This is a genomic window from Lactiplantibacillus brownii (assembly GCF_031085375.1).
GTDB classification, from domain to species: domain Bacteria; phylum Bacillota; class Bacilli; order Lactobacillales; family Lactobacillaceae; genus Lactiplantibacillus; species Lactiplantibacillus brownii.
In genome coordinates, this window is record NZ_JAVCWF010000001.1 from 2,330,266 (window position 1) to 2,347,770 (window position 17,505).

At 45.0% G+C, this 17,505-nt stretch carries 15 protein-coding genes; 7 read left to right on the forward strand and 8 right to left on the reverse strand.

The window, feature by feature from the left end; translation table 11 throughout:
* The first annotated feature begins 53 nt into the window (after nt 1-53).
* Together RA086_RS11005 and RA086_RS11010 are read left to right on the forward strand one after the other, a co-directional pair.
* On the forward strand, nt 54-1,853 hold the full coding sequence (locus RA086_RS11005; protein WP_308703832.1) for an oleate hydratase: 1,800 nt from the start codon (nt 54-56) through the stop codon (nt 1,851-1,853).
* Nucleotides 1,854-2,197: 344 nt separating this feature from the next.
* Complete coding sequence (locus RA086_RS11010) at nt 2,198-4,963, forward strand: cation-translocating P-type ATPase (RefSeq protein WP_407659065.1); 2,766 nt, start codon at nt 2,198-2,200, stop codon at nt 4,961-4,963.
* 135 nt (nt 4,964-5,098) lie between these two features.
* On the opposite strand, the gene RA086_RS11015 is transcribed toward RA086_RS11010, so the two are convergent.
* Nucleotides 5,099-6,301, reverse strand: coding sequence for an ATP-binding protein (locus tag RA086_RS11015; protein WP_308704468.1), 1,203 nt, complete (start codon nt 6,299-6,301; stop codon nt 5,099-5,101).
* Between the two features lie 312 nt (nt 6,302-6,613).
* Here RA086_RS11015 and RA086_RS11020 point away from each other — a divergent pair, with 312 nt between their 5' ends.
* On the forward strand, nt 6,614-7,141 hold the full coding sequence (locus tag RA086_RS11020; protein ID WP_308703833.1) for a dihydrofolate reductase family protein: 528 nt from the start codon (nt 6,614-6,616) through the stop codon (nt 7,139-7,141).
* Here the strand turns inward: RA086_RS11020 and RA086_RS11025 are convergent.
* Together RA086_RS11025 and RA086_RS11030 are read right to left on the reverse strand one after the other, a co-directional pair.
* Complete coding sequence (locus tag RA086_RS11025; RefSeq protein WP_308703834.1) at nt 7,138-7,677, reverse strand: GNAT family N-acetyltransferase; 540 nt, start codon at nt 7,675-7,677, stop codon at nt 7,138-7,140. The genes RA086_RS11020 and RA086_RS11025 overlap by 4 nt on opposite strands.
* Nucleotides 7,667-8,848: a cation:proton antiporter gene (locus RA086_RS11030; protein WP_308703835.1), complete on the reverse strand. Its 1,182-nt coding sequence runs from the start codon at nt 8,846-8,848 to the stop codon at nt 7,667-7,669. Before RA086_RS11030 ends, RA086_RS11025 begins: the two co-directional genes overlap by 11 nt.
* A 259-nt stretch (nt 8,849-9,107) precedes the next feature.
* Between RA086_RS11030 and RA086_RS11035 the strand changes: the two genes are divergently transcribed.
* Nucleotides 9,108-9,788, forward strand: a complete 681-nt coding sequence (locus RA086_RS11035) for a YczE/YyaS/YitT family protein (RefSeq protein WP_308703836.1) — start codon at nt 9,108-9,110, stop codon at nt 9,786-9,788.
* An 89-nt stretch (nt 9,789-9,877) separates the two neighbouring features.
* Nucleotides 9,878-10,804 carry an AEC family transporter gene (locus tag RA086_RS11040; protein WP_308703837.1) on the forward strand — a complete coding sequence of 309 codons (927 nt, stop codon included), beginning with the start codon at nt 9,878-9,880 and terminating at the stop codon, nt 10,802-10,804.
* Nucleotides 10,805-10,882: 78 nt separating this feature from the next.
* Here RA086_RS11040 and RA086_RS11045 read toward each other — a convergent pair whose 3' ends face one another.
* The 4 genes from RA086_RS11045 to RA086_RS11060 all read right to left on the reverse strand — a co-directional run bounded on the left by RA086_RS11045 (nt 10,883) and on the right by RA086_RS11060 (nt 13,682).
* Complete coding sequence (locus RA086_RS11045) at nt 10,883-11,146, reverse strand: type II toxin-antitoxin system YafQ family toxin (RefSeq protein ID WP_308703838.1); 264 nt, start codon at nt 11,144-11,146, stop codon at nt 10,883-10,885.
* 36 nt (nt 11,147-11,182) lie between these two features.
* The gene (locus RA086_RS11050; RefSeq protein ID WP_308703839.1) at nt 11,183-11,488 is read right to left on the reverse strand and encodes a type II toxin-antitoxin system RelB/DinJ family antitoxin; all 306 of its coding nucleotides are present in this window, start codon (nt 11,486-11,488) and stop codon (nt 11,183-11,185) included.
* A gap of 217 nt (nt 11,489-11,705) precedes the next feature.
* Nucleotides 11,706-12,902 carry an MFS transporter gene (locus tag RA086_RS11055; RefSeq protein ID WP_308703840.1) on the reverse strand — a complete coding sequence of 399 codons (1,197 nt, stop codon included), beginning with the start codon at nt 12,900-12,902 and terminating at the stop codon, nt 11,706-11,708.
* A 117-nt stretch (nt 12,903-13,019) separates the two neighbouring features.
* Nucleotides 13,020-13,682 carry an HAD family hydrolase gene (locus tag RA086_RS11060; protein WP_308703841.1) on the reverse strand — a complete coding sequence of 221 codons (663 nt, stop codon included), beginning with the start codon at nt 13,680-13,682 and terminating at the stop codon, nt 13,020-13,022.
* 591 nt (nt 13,683-14,273) lie between these two features.
* Between RA086_RS11060 and RA086_RS11065 the strand changes: the two genes are divergently transcribed.
* Both RA086_RS11065 and RA086_RS11070 read left to right on the forward strand, forming a co-directional pair.
* Nucleotides 14,274-15,758: an MDR family MFS transporter gene (locus RA086_RS11065; RefSeq protein ID WP_308703842.1), complete on the forward strand. Its 1,485-nt coding sequence runs from the start codon at nt 14,274-14,276 to the stop codon at nt 15,756-15,758.
* Nucleotides 15,755-16,261 (forward strand): DUF4811 domain-containing protein, encoded by a 507-nt coding sequence (locus tag RA086_RS11070; protein ID WP_308703843.1) that lies wholly within the window; start codon nt 15,755-15,757, stop codon nt 16,259-16,261. The genes RA086_RS11065 and RA086_RS11070 overlap by 4 nt, the downstream gene beginning before the upstream one ends.
* Nucleotides 16,262-16,389: 128 nt before the next feature.
* Here the strand turns inward: RA086_RS11070 and RA086_RS11075 are convergent, their stop codons facing one another.
* Nucleotides 16,390-17,400 (reverse strand): YeiH family protein, encoded by a 1,011-nt coding sequence (locus RA086_RS11075; RefSeq protein ID WP_308703844.1) that lies wholly within the window; start codon nt 17,398-17,400, stop codon nt 16,390-16,392.
* Between the last annotated feature and the right edge of the window lie 105 nt (nt 17,401-17,505).

Below are 17,505 nucleotides of genomic sequence, written 5' to 3' on the forward strand. Positions count from 1 at the left end.
CGCTTTATTGTAAGAACAAGCAAGAAATCTTATTTACAAAGAAGGCCATTATTATGAACATTTATAAAACAATGTATCGCCCGTTAAAACCGGCTGGTATCGATGATCGTCGTGCCAATATCGTTGGTGGCGGGATTGCCGGCTTAGCCACTGCCGTTTTCCTAATCGATGACGCACAAATGCCCGCTCGCAATATCACTTTATATGAAAAGAAACCCGTCATGGGCGGTTCCATGGATGGGACTAAGCGCGCCGCTGGCTATCTTTGCCGGGCCGAACGTGAACTCGAACCTTATATGGAATGTCTCTGGTACCTTTGCAGCAAGATTCCTTCACTAGAGAATCCGGGCCGCAGTGTCTTAGACGATGTCGTTGATTTCAACCGTGACGAACCGATCCATAGTGAAGCACGGGTCATCATCAATCAAGGTGAGATCGACAGTCATTATCACGACTACAAGCTAGCACCGCAATATGCCGAAGCAATGCGGCAGATCATTGGCTCAACCGAAGATGAACTCGCTGACAAGAGTTTAGATGATTTCTTCGACGCAGGCTTCTTCAAGACCAACTTCTGGACTTGTTTCCATAGCCAATTGGCCTTCAAAGATTATCACAGTGTGATCGAATGTCGGCGTTACTGGCAACGTTTCACTTTCATCACCCGTCATGAATATTTGGAAGGTTTTATTCATACTAAATATAACGAATACGATGCCATTATTTTACCAATCGAACGTTGGTTGACGGATCAAGGCGTACATTTCGTCAATGATTTTGCCGTAACTGACCTACAACTCGATGAGGCCAATAATACCGTGATGGGCATTGTGGCAAAACAACATGGTGAACCGACCACCGTTGCCGTCAACAGCCAAGATCTCGTCTTCGTCACAACGGGGTCAATCAGTGAAAACAGTACCTTTGGCGATAATCACATCGTCGCTGAAACGAACCGGGATACAACTGACATGGGGACTTTCACCATTTGGCAGAATTTGGCTAAAAAAGATGCTAAATTCGGTCACCCCGAAAAATTTTTGGGCCAGATTGATAAGACAAAATGGATTTCCTTCTTCCCAACCGTTAAAGGTTACCCTGAATTCTTCAAACGAATTGAACGACTTTCAGGCAGTCCAGCCGGGACCGGTGGTTTAATGACTTTCAAAGATGCTAATTGGGATCTATCCTTTGAAATTCATCACAAGCCATTCTTCCCTTATCAAGCCGATGATGAAGAAGTTGGCTGGGGCTATGGGCTCTACGGTGAAAATATCGGGAACTACATCAAGAAACGGATGTGGGATTGTACCGGTGATGAGATCATGACGGAACTGCTCTATCACTTGGGCATGCTCGACATTAAAGATGAAGTCTTAGCTCATACCTACATGTCTACAGCGATGATGCCATATTGTACCGCTCAATTTATGCCACGGAAGCTCGGCGATCGGCCAAAAGTCATTCCAGCTGGTTGCACCAACTTAGCGTTACTCGGCCAATTTGTCGAAATTGACGATGACGTTGTCTTCACCGTTGAAACCTCTGTCCGCACTGGGATGGAAGCCGTCTATGGCCTCTTGAATCTTGAAAAAGATGTCTTGGAAGTCAACACATCACGTTACGATATTCGCTACTTGCTCGAACGGGTTAAACGCTTTGCTGGTATTCATGGTGAAATCAAAGCTAGCGATTTGCCACCAATGGACCCAGCCAAATTACCAGAACTAGAAGCTGGCTTGCTTAAGTTGATCAACGACGTGCCACCGTTCTATCAGATGTATCTGGGACGCGATCAAACGATTCCAACTAAAGCCGCCGTGCTACATCCCCAAGCACCACGCAGCAAGTAACCTTTTCTCAAGCGTCCAATAATCATCAATAACTCCCTAAACGTGGGCTAACTTTAATGGTTAGCCTGCGTTTTTTTGTCATTAGTCTAAACATTACTTTTGAAATGTTTTTGCAAATAATCGTAGTATTTTTTCATTAATGAGACTATTCTATGGTATGTAATTAGAAGACTCGATTAGCTGGTAATCGTCATAATTTGTCTTAGCCACCTGCCAGCGCATCGCAATGATCATCGTTATTAGTGTCGGTTTAGGCTTGTGTCAGAAATGATGTGGGACGTGGAATCGCCTATGTAACTATGAACGCTACGAGGAATTAAATCGAGCTATAGGAGTGAGAAAAGATGGGAAAATCTGGAATGACTACCGATGATTTTGCAAAATTATCCGTTGACCAATTTTACCAAGCCCTCAAGACCCAAGCGACCGGTCTGAGCGCTGCGGATGCCGCCAAACGTCTACAAGATGTTGGCCCTAATACGATTCAACAAACGCAATCGCGGTCGCAATTCAAAGCATTTATCAAGAACTTTACCAGTCTGATGGCGTTACTACTCTGGGTCAGTGGCCTGATTGCCATGTTCGTCGGAATGCTAGAACTCGGTATTGCGATTTGGGCCGTCAACGTCATCAACGGCTGCTTTAGCTTTTGGCAAGAACATGCCGCTCAAAAAGCCACCGATTCACTGAAAGAAATGTTGCCAACCTATACGCATGTCATGCGAGCTGGCAAAACGATACAGATCAATGCCACCGACCTTGTTCCCGGTGATGTTTTCACCATTCAAGCCGGAAACAGTATTTCAGCGGATGCCCGTATCATTCAGGGCACGGCCTTACAAGTCGATGAATCTGCTTTGACTGGTGAATCTGTGGCCGTTGATAAAAAGCCCACTTACGATAAAGGTGATGGCAAATTTTCTGAGGCTAATATCGTGTATGCTGGGACCGTGGCCGTCAATGGTACCGCCACGGCAGTCGCCGTTCAAACGGGGATGCAAACCGAATTTGGCCAAATTGCCAGTTTAACTCAGAACCAAAAAACGACCGTTTCACCTTTAACAGCTGAATTGAATCGCCTGACTCGTCAGCTTTCATTAATCGCGATTTTAATCGGCTTGGTCTTCTTTGTTGCCGCAATCTTTTTCGTACATTATCCAGTCGCCAAATCCTTCATTTTCGCTTTAGGGATGATCGTGGCGTTTATTCCTGAAGGGCTCCTACCAACGGTTACCCTTTCGTTAGCACAAGGTGTGACGCGGATGTCTAAAAAGCATGCACTCGTTAAGGAGCTCAGCAGTGTTGAAACGCTGGGTGAAACAACCGTGATCTGTTCAGATAAGACTGGGACGCTCACCCAAAATCAAATGACGATCAATCACGTTTGGCTACGACAACAACATTATCGCGTCAGCGGTGAAGGCTATGTCAATAACGGCCAATTGCTGCTAAATAAACAACCAGTTGATCTCACTAAAGCCCCTGATTTGGCGCTATTGCTTCGAATTTCTGGGTTAGATAACGATACTGAGATTCAACCCGGTAAAACGGCCCAAGCTAAACCAAAGATTTTAGGAACACCAACGGAAGCTGCACATCTCATTTTGACTCAAAAATCAGGACTCGTTCTGGATAAGCTCCGCCAACAATATCCACGACTAGAAGAATTACCTTTTGACTCCGACCGGAAACGGATGACTACCATCCATCGCCAACCCGATGGTCAACAAGTGGTTTACGTTAAGGGCGCTTTGGATGGTATCTTACCGATTTGTGACACCGTTCTCGACAACGGCAAGGTCCGGCCATTAACCGCAACCGACACGGCAACGATTGACGCCGCTAACAAACATTATGCCGCGGAAGGTCTCCGCTCAATGGCGATGGCTTACCGTAGCTACGATGGCCTGCCAACCGATCCGACCGATTGTACAATTGAAAATACGGAACAACATTTGACCTTTGTTGGTTTGACCGTGATGGCCGACCCACCACGACCAGAAATTTACGAAGCCGTTGAAAAATGTCATCGGGCAAACATCCGTATCATTATGGTCACCGGGGATAGTCCCCTCACTGCCAAAAGTGTCGCTGTGAAAATTGGGATTGATAGTGATCAGGTTCGAGTCATTACTGGCGACGAACTGACAGCGATGAGTGACTCTGACCTGCAAACTGCTGTCAAAGGTGAAGTGATCTTTGCCCGGGTTGCGCCAGAACAGAAGTATCGAATCGTCAAAGCTAACCAGCATAACGGCGAAATTGTGGCCGCAACTGGTGACGGGGTCAATGATGCGCCCGCGCTCAAACAAGCAGATATTGGGATTGCCATGGGTGTCACCGGGACAGATGTCGCCAAAGACGCCGCCGATATGATTTTGACGGATGACAACTTTGCTTCGATCGTTGCCGCGATTGAAGAAGGTCGCACCGTTTATAGTAATTTGCAAAAATTCCTACTATACATTTTGAATAGTAATGTCCCAGAAGCGATCCCATCCGTCCTCTTCTTATTCTCACGTGGCTTGATTCCATTACCATTGACCGTTATGCAAATTCTGACTGTCGATTTGGGAACTGACATGTTACCAGCCTTGGGACTAGGTGCTGAAAAGAGTGAACCAGGTATCATGGATCAACCACCGCGTGCTCGTAACGCTCATCTGCTTAACAAAAGTATTATTTGGAAAGCATTTGGTTGGTATGGCATGATTGCCTCAGTTCTTTCAACGGTCGCTTACTTCTTCGTCAACTACTTGCACGGTTGGCCAAACGTCGCCCTGGCCGCCAGTGGTGACACTTATGTCATGGCAACGACGATGACACTAGCAGCCATCGTCTTCTGTCAAATTGCCGCGGCAATCAACTGCCGGACGAAAGTGACCTCTGTATTCAAGATTGGCTTGTTCAGTAACCATCGTGTTTGGTGGGGCATTGGCTTTGAAATCATTCTGATTGCGGTCTTGATGTATGTCCCCGTTTTACAAGGACTTTTTAACACCGCTGCCATCAATGGTCGTGATTGGTTATTGCTCTTTAGTATTCCAATTCCACTGATTCTCATTGAAGAGGCTCGCAAAGCCGTCGTCCGTCGTCGTTTAACGCCTTAAATCGTAACCGCTAAAATAAGCTTGAAACCAAGTCGTGGTGACTGGTTTCAAGCTTATTTTGATTGCTCATCTTATTTCTGTAAACAGGTTTAACTCACAGCGAACGGCTTTTTGAAATATGACCACTATGAGACACTATTCAGTCGTTTCGGTTAGTAGCCAATCAACGATATTAATGACCGGAATACCATCAATGTCATGAACATCACGATAGTCACGTTGTGTAATTAATATTTTCTTGTAGTTATCATTGATATTCAACAAGTTATCAGTTTCATGGGAATTTCGAGGCAATTCATACGTTACTTGCACATACAAAATTTCATCAACGCGACGGGCAATAAAATCAACTTCTGCCACGTCTAGCTTACCAACATCGACTGTATAACCCCGTCGTAATAATTCCAAATAAACAATATTTTCTAATTGCCCACCATAATTTCCTGGCCGCCGTCCAACCGCATTTCGCCGTAATCCAGCATCAACCATAAAATACTTACCAGCAGTTCTCAAGTAACCACGTCCACGTAAATCATATTGCCGTGCGCGATAAAATAAGAAAGCATCCGATAACAAACTCAAATACCGTTCGATCGTGTGGTTACTAGTCAGAATTCCTTCACTTTTTAAGGTATTAGCCAGCTTTGCTGGACGAACAAGCTGCCCAATATCATCTGCCAGAAATCCCACCAGTGCCTTTAATGACTCACTATCCCTGACGTTCGCACGCATAGAGACATCATTCAAAATAATTGTGTCAAAGATTCCTGATAAGATTGTGTCTTTGATCTTTTCATCCGCTAAAATAACCGAAGGAAACCCACCATATCGCTCATACTCTTCAAAAGCACGATCCACTTGTCGATCATCGATAGCAAGTTCTTTAGCATCTAAGAATTCACGAAAAGAAAATGGATAGATTGGTATTTCAACATATCGACCACTTAACAAAGTGGCCAACTCGCCAGATAACATCTTCGCATTGGATCCAGTAATGACAATATCACAATCATAACTGGCATGAATCCCGTTAATCACACGTTGCCAACCCTCAACCATTTGGATTTCATCCAACATCAGGTAATTATGACTGTCCTTTCGCAATAACGGTTTTAATAAAGCAATAAGCTGTGTCGCTTCTCGAACAGCCAACAAATCAAATTCCTCAAAATTAAAATAAATAATCTGTTCATTTTTAACACCTTGTGATAACAGATAATCACGATATAACTTTAATAACACTGATTTTCCAGCCCGTCGAACCCCAGTAATAATCTTGATAAAATCGGTATCTTTCAATTGAATTAATTGGTTTAAATACATGGGTCGCTTAATCATCACTTCACCTAGATTCACTTTATATCCTTTTCTGACAGTTTAACCTAAGTCCGCCAAAAATGGAAGTATACTTCCATTTTTATGGATTTTAATCATTTTTGGAAGTATACTTCCATTTTTATCTAAATTCACTAATTTTGGAAGTATACTGCCATTTTTACTTTTATTAAGCCAGACCCATTTTAGCTGTCAACTAAAAAAGCTCCCAATCATCAACCAATCCCACCGGTTTCAGGATTTGCTGCGATTGAGCGCTAAAGCATGCTACAATATGATTATTACTATGACTAAACTAAAAGCAGGTGTCCAATTATGCGCAAAGTTCAATTTTATGGTGCCGTTTCCATGGATGGCTATCTAGCTACCAAAGATGAACGGCTCGATTGGCTATTTCAGACCACTGGTGCCAAAGAAGCACCCACTGAAACCTTCATGCAACAAGTCGATACTGCCATTATGGGCCGTCATACTTATGAATACACCATGGCGCAGACCACTGATCAATTGATTAATCCGTTTAATCCCGCGACGAAGAACATCGTCATGACGACCAAGCCGCATGCTGGCGACGAACATACCACTTTCACCAACGCTGATCTCCCTACTTTGGTCGAGCAATTGCGTCAAGAAGATGGTCAAAGTATTTGGATCGTCGGTGGTGCTGGGGTTTTAATGCCTTTACTCACAGCCGATTTGGTTGATGAACTTTACATTCAGATTGCCCCCGTATTCTTAGGCGCTGGCATCCGGCTATTTACGACCACCGATTATCAGCACCGGTTTAAACTCGTTGCAACTAATCAATATGGCCAATTAGCCGAACTCCACTATGCGCGCTAATTAATACCAAAAGCGGCATCATAGTGCAATTTGCCATGATAATGTGTCAAGGCATGGGGCGTCAGCTCGTGCAACATGAAGTTCTCATCAGGCAGATCAAATGGCGCCGTAATGTTGAAATCAGCCGCCGTTGTGTAGCCAAAACGACCGTAATAAGCAGAATCACCTAAAATACTGATAGCTGGTACCCCAGCGATATGAGCTCGTCGCTCTAACTCACGAACCAGGGCACTGCCGACGCCTTGTCCTTGATAAGCTGGCAATACCGCTAACGGGGCCAAGACCATCAAAGGCTGCCCCGTCGCCGGTTGCTGATTGACAGTCGCCACCGATAACATCGAAAAGCCAATTATCTCCCCCGCCGTGGTACTCGCCAACAAATCAAAAGTTGGTTGGTACTGCGGCGATTTTCGTAAACGACCAATGAGTTGGTGTTCATCATGATCCGACTGCACAATTCCTGTGAACGCTTTTTCAACCACAGCGGCCGTTACTGCAAATTGCGACGGTAAAACGGTCTGCAACTTAATCTCCATGCGTAACCTCCAAGTTTTCTTGATGATGAATCGACTGTCGTAGCAACAATGGCGCAATTAAGGTTGTCAAAATAATCGCCGTGATCACCGCTGAATACCGATCAGCCGACAACAATTTACCTTGATACCCAATCTGCGCAATAATCAGGGCCATTTCACCCCGTGAGACCATGCCCGCACCGATTTCATAACCACTAGTCCAACTAAAGCCTGCTAATTTAGCCCCGATACCGGCGCCTAATAGCTTCGTTGCAATCGCCGCAACCGTAATCACAACGATAAACCAGAAGTCACTCATGAATCCTTTGAAGGACATGTTCAACCCAATACTAACAAAAAACACCGGGATAAAGACAGCATTTCCAATCGGCTGAATATGGTCATCGATGACTTCATGATAATCCGTTTGCCCCACTGCGATACCCGCAAAGAAGGCCCCAATTACGGCACTCAGGCCGATAAAGTCTGCTAAATAAGCCAAGCCAAAACAAATCACCAAAGACATTAAGGTGACGGAAGTCGGCACCAGCAAGGCATCCCCAATTTTCATCAAGCGAGGGACCAACCATTTGACCACGACGAATAAACTGACAAAAAATGCGGTTTGAATCGCCAAGGTCACGCCAAGATTAGTCGATTGTGAAGACTTGCTTCCCACTTCACCACCAAATAAGCTCACCATTAAGCTCAAAATCAAGACGGCCAAAACGTCATCCACGACCGCCGCACCCAAAATCGTCGTGCCTTCTTTGCCATCAAGTGCATTTAATTCCTTTAACACGGCGACCGAAATTGAAACCGAAGTGGCCGCAAAAGTAACCCCTAAGAATAAACTTTCCACGTTACTTAAATGGAATAACTGGCTACACCAGTCAATCACCCCAACTGGCAAAATTACACCTAAGACGGCCACCAATAAACTTGGTTTCCAATACTTTTTTAGTAATTGTAGGTCACTTTCCAAACCAGCCATAAACATCAAAATGATTACCCCAAGTTCGGCGAAATCTTTGATAAAGCTCGTAGCCGAGACCCAACCTAGCAAGGCCGGCCCCAAAACAATCCCACTCAACAGCTGTCCAATCACCGCTGGCAGACCCATCCGTACACTCACATGTCCCGCCAGCGCCGTGACAATCAATATTAAACTTAAAGTTCCAACGTAGCCCATTTTTCCTCCTAAAAAAGGACACGCCAAGTCTCCAACTGCCCAACCCAAAAGCAGTCTGAATTCTTGAAGTGTCCTTCAACCGAATGTATTTATCTGTGAAATTAGTATAGCATATTTTCATAATCCTCGACAGCAACCGGTACCGTTAAGTTATTTAACCATTACTTTACACTGGCAGTGTCGTACAATTAACCGGTCATCGTTCTGCAAAACCGGTATAATAAGCCTATTGAGCTTTACAACGAAAGGACGATTGTTTGTGACCCACATTGCTGATTTTCATCAACGTTTTTGGTTTCTCATATTTTCAATCTTTTTAAATTCGGCTGCTAACGCTTTGACCATCTCAACCAACCTAGGTAGCGCGGTGTGGACCGGATCGAGTGTGAACCTTGCCAACTGGATTCACATTCCACTTGGCACGACCTTACTATTATACGGGATTGCGGTCACCCTTTTGAATCAACTGATGCTAGGTCACTTTGACCGCCGACGGTTTATTTCTAATTTACTCTACATCGTGCCATTCAGTTACTTAGTGCAATTTATTGCTGGCTTTTGGAACTGGCTTGGCGTGCCGAGCTTGCCACTGGTCATCCGCTTGATCGTCAATTTATTAGGTCTCATCGGTGTCGCTACCGCGGTCTCCATTTATCAGCGATGTAATTTAATTCAACATCCAAACGACGATTTATCTTATATTTTACGTTTTCGATTTTTACATGGCTCCGCAATTATTGCCCAATGGACCAGCTACTTGCCGCCACTAACAATCACCGTGATTGCTTTCTTCGTCACCGGCCAACTTCGCGCCATCGGCATTGGCACCGTCTTTGCCTTAGTTGCGCAGGGCGCTATCATGGGATGGTCAGATACGCACGTTTTTCCTAGTTTGAAACACCACGTCGACGTGCCCACCGCCCATCATCATGCGGCTTAAATCAGGAGGCTTTTTGAAAACGCGTTGACATTGTTTCAGGCTTACCTCAATAATAGTGATAGCATAATTCTAACTATTGGACTGATTATATGAACTTAACGCAATTAACGAGTCAAATTATCTTGATGTTTATTTTGATGCTCGTCGGCTTGATGATTAACAAGCTCGGCTTTATGCATGCCCAAACTTCAACTGACTTGACGAATATTTTACTCTACGTCGTTTCACCCTGTCTGATCATTAAAGCTTTTGAACAGACTTTCTCCGCGAACCGACTCCAAATGTTAGGGCGCGTCATTTTAGGAATCCTTATCATTTATCTGTTAATGATTGCGATCACACAGGTGGCATTCAAGCACGTCAAAGATGATAATTTACGTCGCATCATGCGGTATGGTGCGGTTTATTCGAATGCTGGCTTTATGGGGATTCCCCTCACCAGTTCGCTGTTCGGGTCAAATGGCGTGTTTTTCGCGGTTGCTTCACTGGCAGCCTTCAATATTTTCAGCTGGACTCACGGAATTAGTTTATTCACCGGCAAGCAAGGCAGTCGCCGAGATAACGTCCGTCAAATAGTCTTAAATCCCAATATCATCGCGATAATCGTCGGGTTAGTGTTGTTTATCGCTTCGATCCACTTGCCAACGATCGCCAACAGTGCCGTCACGTATGTGAGTTCGATTAACACGCCACTGTCTATGATTGTGATTGGAAACAGTTTGGCAGATGTGAAACTCAACCGGGAAACCTTAGACAAACGACTGTGGTGGGTGCTCTTATTACGGAATCTTTTGTTCCCCTACCTCGCTATTGTGGTCTTACAGTTGATGGGAATCAGTGGAATTCCACTGTACACCACCGTCTTGATGGCCGCTTGTCCAGTTGCGGGTATCGTCGTCCTATTCTCTTTGAAAGTTCACGGCAATCCTGGTCCCGCAGTCGCGTTGATGAGTATTTCCACTATTTTAAGTGTCGTGACTATTCCATTAGTCTTCGCACTGGTTAATTTACATTGATCAAATCAGCATTAGGAAGCTAAAAAGTGTTTCACAAAATCGTTTTGCCAATGGCAATCTGATTCCGTGAAACACTTTTTATTTTAAGGGTCCTTGAAATAACTCATCATGTGAGCCAATTCTGACCAATCGAATACTCGGATTCGATTTGTGTGGTAAATATAAGACTAGGACATCTACTTTTCCCTCTGACAAATGAAAATCAACATAGCCATTATAATTGCCACCTGCTTTTGTTAATAGATGTGGTTGATATGTATCTGGTACCGTTCCAAAATTGATTAATTCATTCAAAACCAATTTAAGTTCCGGTACCAATTCTGGGTGCTGATATTTAACCAATGATAGTCATGTAAAAACTGCGAATCATATTTTAGGCTATACATTAGTATCCTCACTATCCAATGATGCCATCATCTTATTGACTTCCGTAAAGGTCGTTGAATCATCAGGGATCAAGCCTAATTCTTTGGCTTCCGCCAATACCATTGCTCGCTTAGTCTTGGCTGTCGGTTGATCCTTCTCGGGAACAATTACCTCAAATGGAATTCGGTTTTGAATCACAAACTGTTTAGCCGCCATGGTGACGTAAGTATTCAAACTAATCCCGGCCGCATCCAAACGACTATTTAGTTCTTTTCTTAAATCATCATCTAATCTAATCGTTGTTGGTGTCGTACTCATTTGAATCACCTCTTTTCAACATCATAGTAACATACATTTGGGTTCCATGTGATGCCTCACGCTTAAAAATTAGCCCTATAATAGTTCTTATATCAATTCTGATTTCTCTTCCAAGAAGGCTAAAATTTCAGTCAGAAAAAAGCACTAACCTATTAATCAGATTAGTGCCAAAATATGCTACTTCAAAAAAATTGGTCAAGGGCTTCACAGTCTCGGTTCATCGATTCAACGATGTTGCTTGGTGTCGAACCACGTGGGGATAGTGAATGAAGTGAGCGTAAAATCCTATCACTAACACCACGATTGCGAGACCGCAAACGCCATACCAACCTGCTAAGCCCCAAAATAGATTACCGAAGAATGAGCCTAAAGCCCCACCCATAAAGTAACCGAACATAAAGACTGAATTGAAACGACTGCTGGCCTTGGCATCAATGCTTTGAATCCGTGTTTGATTCGCCACTTGACCAAATTGTGTCCCTAAATCTAAGATCACAATGCCTAGCACCAGCCCCCATACATGTGCCGCAAACAAGCCAAACACGATGTAAGCAAGGGTTGATAAAATTAGCCCCACACCAATAATCGTCCGTGGTTTAAATTGATCAGCTAATCGACCTATCAACGGTGCCGCTAAGACGCCGGTTACCCCTAGCAAAGCAAACAATCCTGCTTCACGACTCCCCCAGCCATATTGATGTTGCAAGTAGAAGACCAAGGTCGCCCAAAAGATATTAGAAACGCCGAACAAGACAAACCCGTTAACCGCCGAAGCTCGTAAAACGGGATACTTTTTGACGAGTTTGGGCACGGTGCGGATCATCTCACGGTAAGTGGTTTGGTGGGTCGTCACTGGATCATGTGGCAATTTACGCCATAAAACTAGCCACAAGCCGGCAATCATCACGGCCGCAATCAAATAAACCCATTGCCATGGCATGAAACTAGCTAGCACTCCACTGACCGTTCGTGACAAGAGTACCCCCACTAGTAATCCACTCAAAACGTTGCCTAGCACCCGGCCACGTTGACCGGCTGGTGCTAAATAACCCGCGTATGGAATAATGACTTGCGGCGCCACCGAGGTAATTCCAATCAGTAAGCTCGCGAACGCATACAGCCAAATATTGGGAGCGATAAACGCTAACAACGCGGAAACAATCGCCAAGATCAATAATCGCATGATCAAGGTCCGGCGATTCATAATATCACCCATCGGGACGATCAAAAGTAACCCAAACGCATAGCCCAGTTGCGTTAACATGGCGACAGCACCCACTACCGCATTGGCTAGATTAAATTGTTGGGCAATATCCGCTTCAATTGGTTGAATATAATTAATATTAGCAACCACAATGGCCGCTGAAACGGCCATCAGTAAGACCGTACTTGAATTTAAAGATTTAGTTTTCACATCAATTTCCTTTCTAACTTTCAATCTGTTGACCAGTCAAAAGTCAGAAAGCATTCTCCACACGAACAATTAACCAGTGTTTCAACTGATCATTGACGGGACAGCCTCGTAACATCCCTACCCCAACCAATCCTTGGCAGCCGCTAAATCAGTTACCATCTGAGTTGGACGTGCACTACCACTGGGCTCATTTTTTCCACGATTGACCCAGATCATGGACCACTGCATCGTCGCGGCCGGCACAACATCGGACTCATAGCCACGCGCAATGTGCCAGTGATTCTCAGCCGTCAATCCTAATTGTCGTTCAGCCGTCTTGAAAAATTTTAAATCTGGCTTATACGCTTGCACATCTTCAGCCGTGATAACTGCGTCAAATGGGACTTGGAGCGCCGCCAAATTAGCTGGCATGATATCCCACGACGAATTTGACATGATCACAAGCTGGTAACCTTCAGCGTGCCAAGCTTGCAAGGTCGGCACCACATCAGGATATGGCAACAATTGACGTTGCACTTGCAGACATTCAACATAGTGACTTTCAAAGAAGTGGCCTTGTTCAAACATGCCGTCCAAATGCTTCAAGTTTTCTCGGACCAAATCAGCGTAGTCTAAATAAGGCTGCACACTGATTGGATCATCCTCATAACTCGCATACGCGTCTCGAACGGCTGTCGTTTCAAGACCCGCCGCCAACGCCAAATTTTCGAGCCATTGATAAAGTGGGTCCGTGTTGATCAACGTCCCATAGCAATCAAACGTTAAAATTTTAGTTTCCATCTGTCAAAACTCCCCTTAATCGTCGTAAGTCCAAATTAATTCACTCACGTTACTTTTTATTCTAGCACAATTACTGATCCCTCGAAGACCGCTATCACGCAGGGGTTCGTGTCTCATTGCGCTCACGATTAGAAGATTTGCTAATCGTCCCGTCTCCGTTGGCAACACGTTTGCTATGGGGGCAAACCTGCAACCAAAGTTTGGTCTCGACACAGCAAACGTGCTGGCCACTCCGACGTCAAATAGCGATTCAATAAACAAATATCAATGAAAGGCCAATTGACATTAGGATCACTAATTAGCGCAGGTTGGTCTGGATGGTGCTCAGTGGTGAAGTTTCTCTTGGCTGGTGGTTTTCCAGCCTAGAGAAAGCCCGGCTTGTGAGACCGCCCTTTGGCTCACAAACGTGGCCACCACGTTCCAGCATCAGTCCAGACCAACCGGAGCGGCAAATCAAGCTGAGACTTAAATATTGATAACTATGAAGCCTAAGCGAGTTACTAGGGCTGGTTTAAGTTAAGTGCTATACTTATTAGTTGCGTATTTTAATGATTTTTTACTGATTTATTTATAGAAGGGACTGTTTTAAAAATGCCGACACAAACTTCGGCCTTGCCACTCGATGCAGATGGTAAACCGTATCATCGTACTTGGCTAGTCCTCACACTACTCGTGGGGACTTTCAGTACGTTCGTGACCCAGACGTTATTGACCACGGCGTTTCCAACTTTGATGAACTACTTCCACATTTCAGCGACCGCCGTCCAATGGTTAACGACTGGTTTCATGCTGATTATGGGAATTATGATTCCTGTGAGCGCATGGATGCTGACCCGGATCAACTCCAAGATTTTATATTTAGCCGCTATGGTTATTTTCGGTCTCGGAACCATCTTGGCCTATTTTGCCGTTAACTTTCAAATGCTTCTCGTTGCCCGCATGATCCAAGCAATGGGCGTCGGCATTTCGGCACCGGTTTTTCAAACGATCATGTCATCCGTCTATCCGCCCGAAAAACGGGGCTCAGCCATGGGGACCGCCGGAATCGTCATTGGCCTCGCCCCGGCGATTGGCCCGACACTTTCTGGTTGGATCATTGACAATTATAACTGGCGTGCCCTATTTCTCTTCATCATGCCTATCAACTGGGCCGTGATTATTATTTCCTTATTTACGCTACGTAAAGTGTTACCAACTTCCAAGCAACCCATCGATTGGTGGTCCGTTTTAATTTCCACGATTGGCTTTGGTAGTATGCTATACGGCTTTTCCGCCGTTGGTGAAGCCGGTTGGGGTGATCCAATTGTTTTGCTTACCTTAGTTGTCGGAATTGTTTTTGTGATTTTGTTTGTTTGGCGTCAATTGCATATGAAACAGCCATTATTAGAATTACGAGTCTTCAAAATTCCTGCTTTCACCTTATCAGCCATTTTAACTGCCCTCTCGTATATGGCAATGATGGGCGTCGAAATGATTCTACCGATGTATATTCAAACCGTCCTCGGACGCTCAGCTATGGATTCCGGCCTGATCCTTTTACCAGGCGCGATCATGATGGGAATTATGAGTCCAATTACTGGCCGGATTTTTGACCATATTGGTGCACGGCGCTTAGCAATGACCGGAATGCTCTTATTGACCACTGGGACGGCCTTCTTCCTATCTATCAGCGCCACGACCCCGATTCTCTGGATCATTGTGGTGTATGCGATTCGGATGTTCGGCTTAACCATGGTCACGATGCCGGTCACCACGACTGGGATCAACGCCTTACCATTTAGCCTGATTTCACACGGAACTGCCGCGAATAACACCTTACGCCAAGTCGCCGCTTCAATGGGGACTGCGGTGCTGATCAGTGTCTATTCGAGTGTGGCTAAATGGCAAATGCCGAGCCAACACTTACTCACGCAGGCGCCATTAAAATATCGCGCCGCCGCAACTTCAGCGACCTTAACTGGTTATCACATGGCCTTCATCGTTTCCTTAATCTTTTGTGCGTTCGGTTTCGCCTTAACGTTCTTCTTGAAATCACACCACTCCGTTGCCACCAATGAAGAGAGGCATGCCGCATGATAATTATTTTATTAATTTTAGCCACACTCATTTTTGCGGGTGTCATGATTTTTAGTCCCAATAGTGTGCAACGAACCATTTGGGTGACGGGCAGTTTTATCGTGATTGCTGGCTGCCTCATCGCTCTCGTTTTAAACGATAATTACCACTGGGGGATGCGGGCCGTCAGTGAAACTCAGACCCAAACCCTAATCCCACTTCAATCTAAGCAACGCGCACTGGGCAGTCGCCGGCTTGGAACGGGACATGAACGCGTGCTGATTTACCGCACTGCTCAACTGCCCACTAAGATACAAAAAACGACCACCCATGCCACAACGACTCATGTCACAACTGGCAAAGTGGCCGAAGTCCAAACCACCACCAAACGTTGGCAATATCGGAATCACTTGGCAAGAATCTTATTTAACTTAGGTAAAGATCAGCAGCAATTTGCCAGCCGACATTACACGTTCAAGCTACCAGCAACCTGGCATATCGTCACGTTGTCGACAACAAAATAAGCTTAAAAACGGTCAGTCAATTTACTTTGGCTGACCGTTTTTAGCTTATTTTGATATTGGATCTACTACTAACTTAGTGCAGTCGCAACCAAATTAAGCGGACACTTATAAATGCGACAAGACCCAGCTCAGCCTTTTAATAAAAACGAAATCAAAATTAAGGCGGTCGTCACTTGCAGCATCCCAACGCCCAAGCCGTATAATGCTAGCCGTTTGCCTGCTCGCAAGAAATTAACCAAGTTTAAGCGCAATCCAATTGCGGCTAAAGCGATAATTTCAAACCAACTGCTGATTGTATGCACTGATACACTCAAGAAGGCCGGTAAGGTGAAGAGACTGTTTAACCCACATAGAATTAGGAAACCAGCGACATACCAAGGCAACCAATGACCGTTCCCATTGCCGCTCACGACGGCTTCATCCGCCACTTCCTTTTCAAGCGATCGCTGATGTAGGCGACCAAAGATGAGGACGACCACGACCAACATCATGATCCGCATGATCTTAAAAATCGTCGCAAATTGAACCGTTGCCTGATTAACCATACTAGCCGCCGCCACAACTTGCCCAACGGATTGCAAGGTGCCACCAATCAGGGCGCCCTTTAAGATGGTCTGGCCGCCGAATAAGCTTGTTCCTAACCACGGCAATGTGAGCATTAACACAGTCCCCATCAAGTTGACCAATGTAATGACGGTCCCTTTGTCGTCTTCATCCGCTTCAATGACTGGTGCAATCGACGCAATCGCTGAAGATCCACAGACGGCATTCCCGCCAGCCATCAAAAGTCGCATGGATTGACTAAAACCCAGCCGCTTGCCCAACCAAAGTGCTCCCAGGATCGTCACGGTCATTTGAATCAAAATAAAGCCAACGCCCCAGCCCCCGATTTGACCAATGGTTTGAACCGTCATCGTCGCACCCAGTAACATAACCGAATATTCCAGCAATTTACTTTCCGCAAACTTTGTACCACTGGCTAGTTGCGGTTGTCGCAACACAGTGTTGCCTAACAAAATACCAAGTAAAATTGCAATCGTTGCCGCACCTAAGGCTGGCACCCGCTGTGCAACTAATTGACTAACCAACGCAATGGCTAAACTCGTCAGCAAGCCCGGTAAAATCTCTTTAACTTTCATCAATTCAAACTCCCTCGTCGTTTCGATAAAACTTATTATACTGGGCTAGTAATCATTTGAGAAATAAATTATTATGATAGTTACTATTAAAATTATTAATCGAGG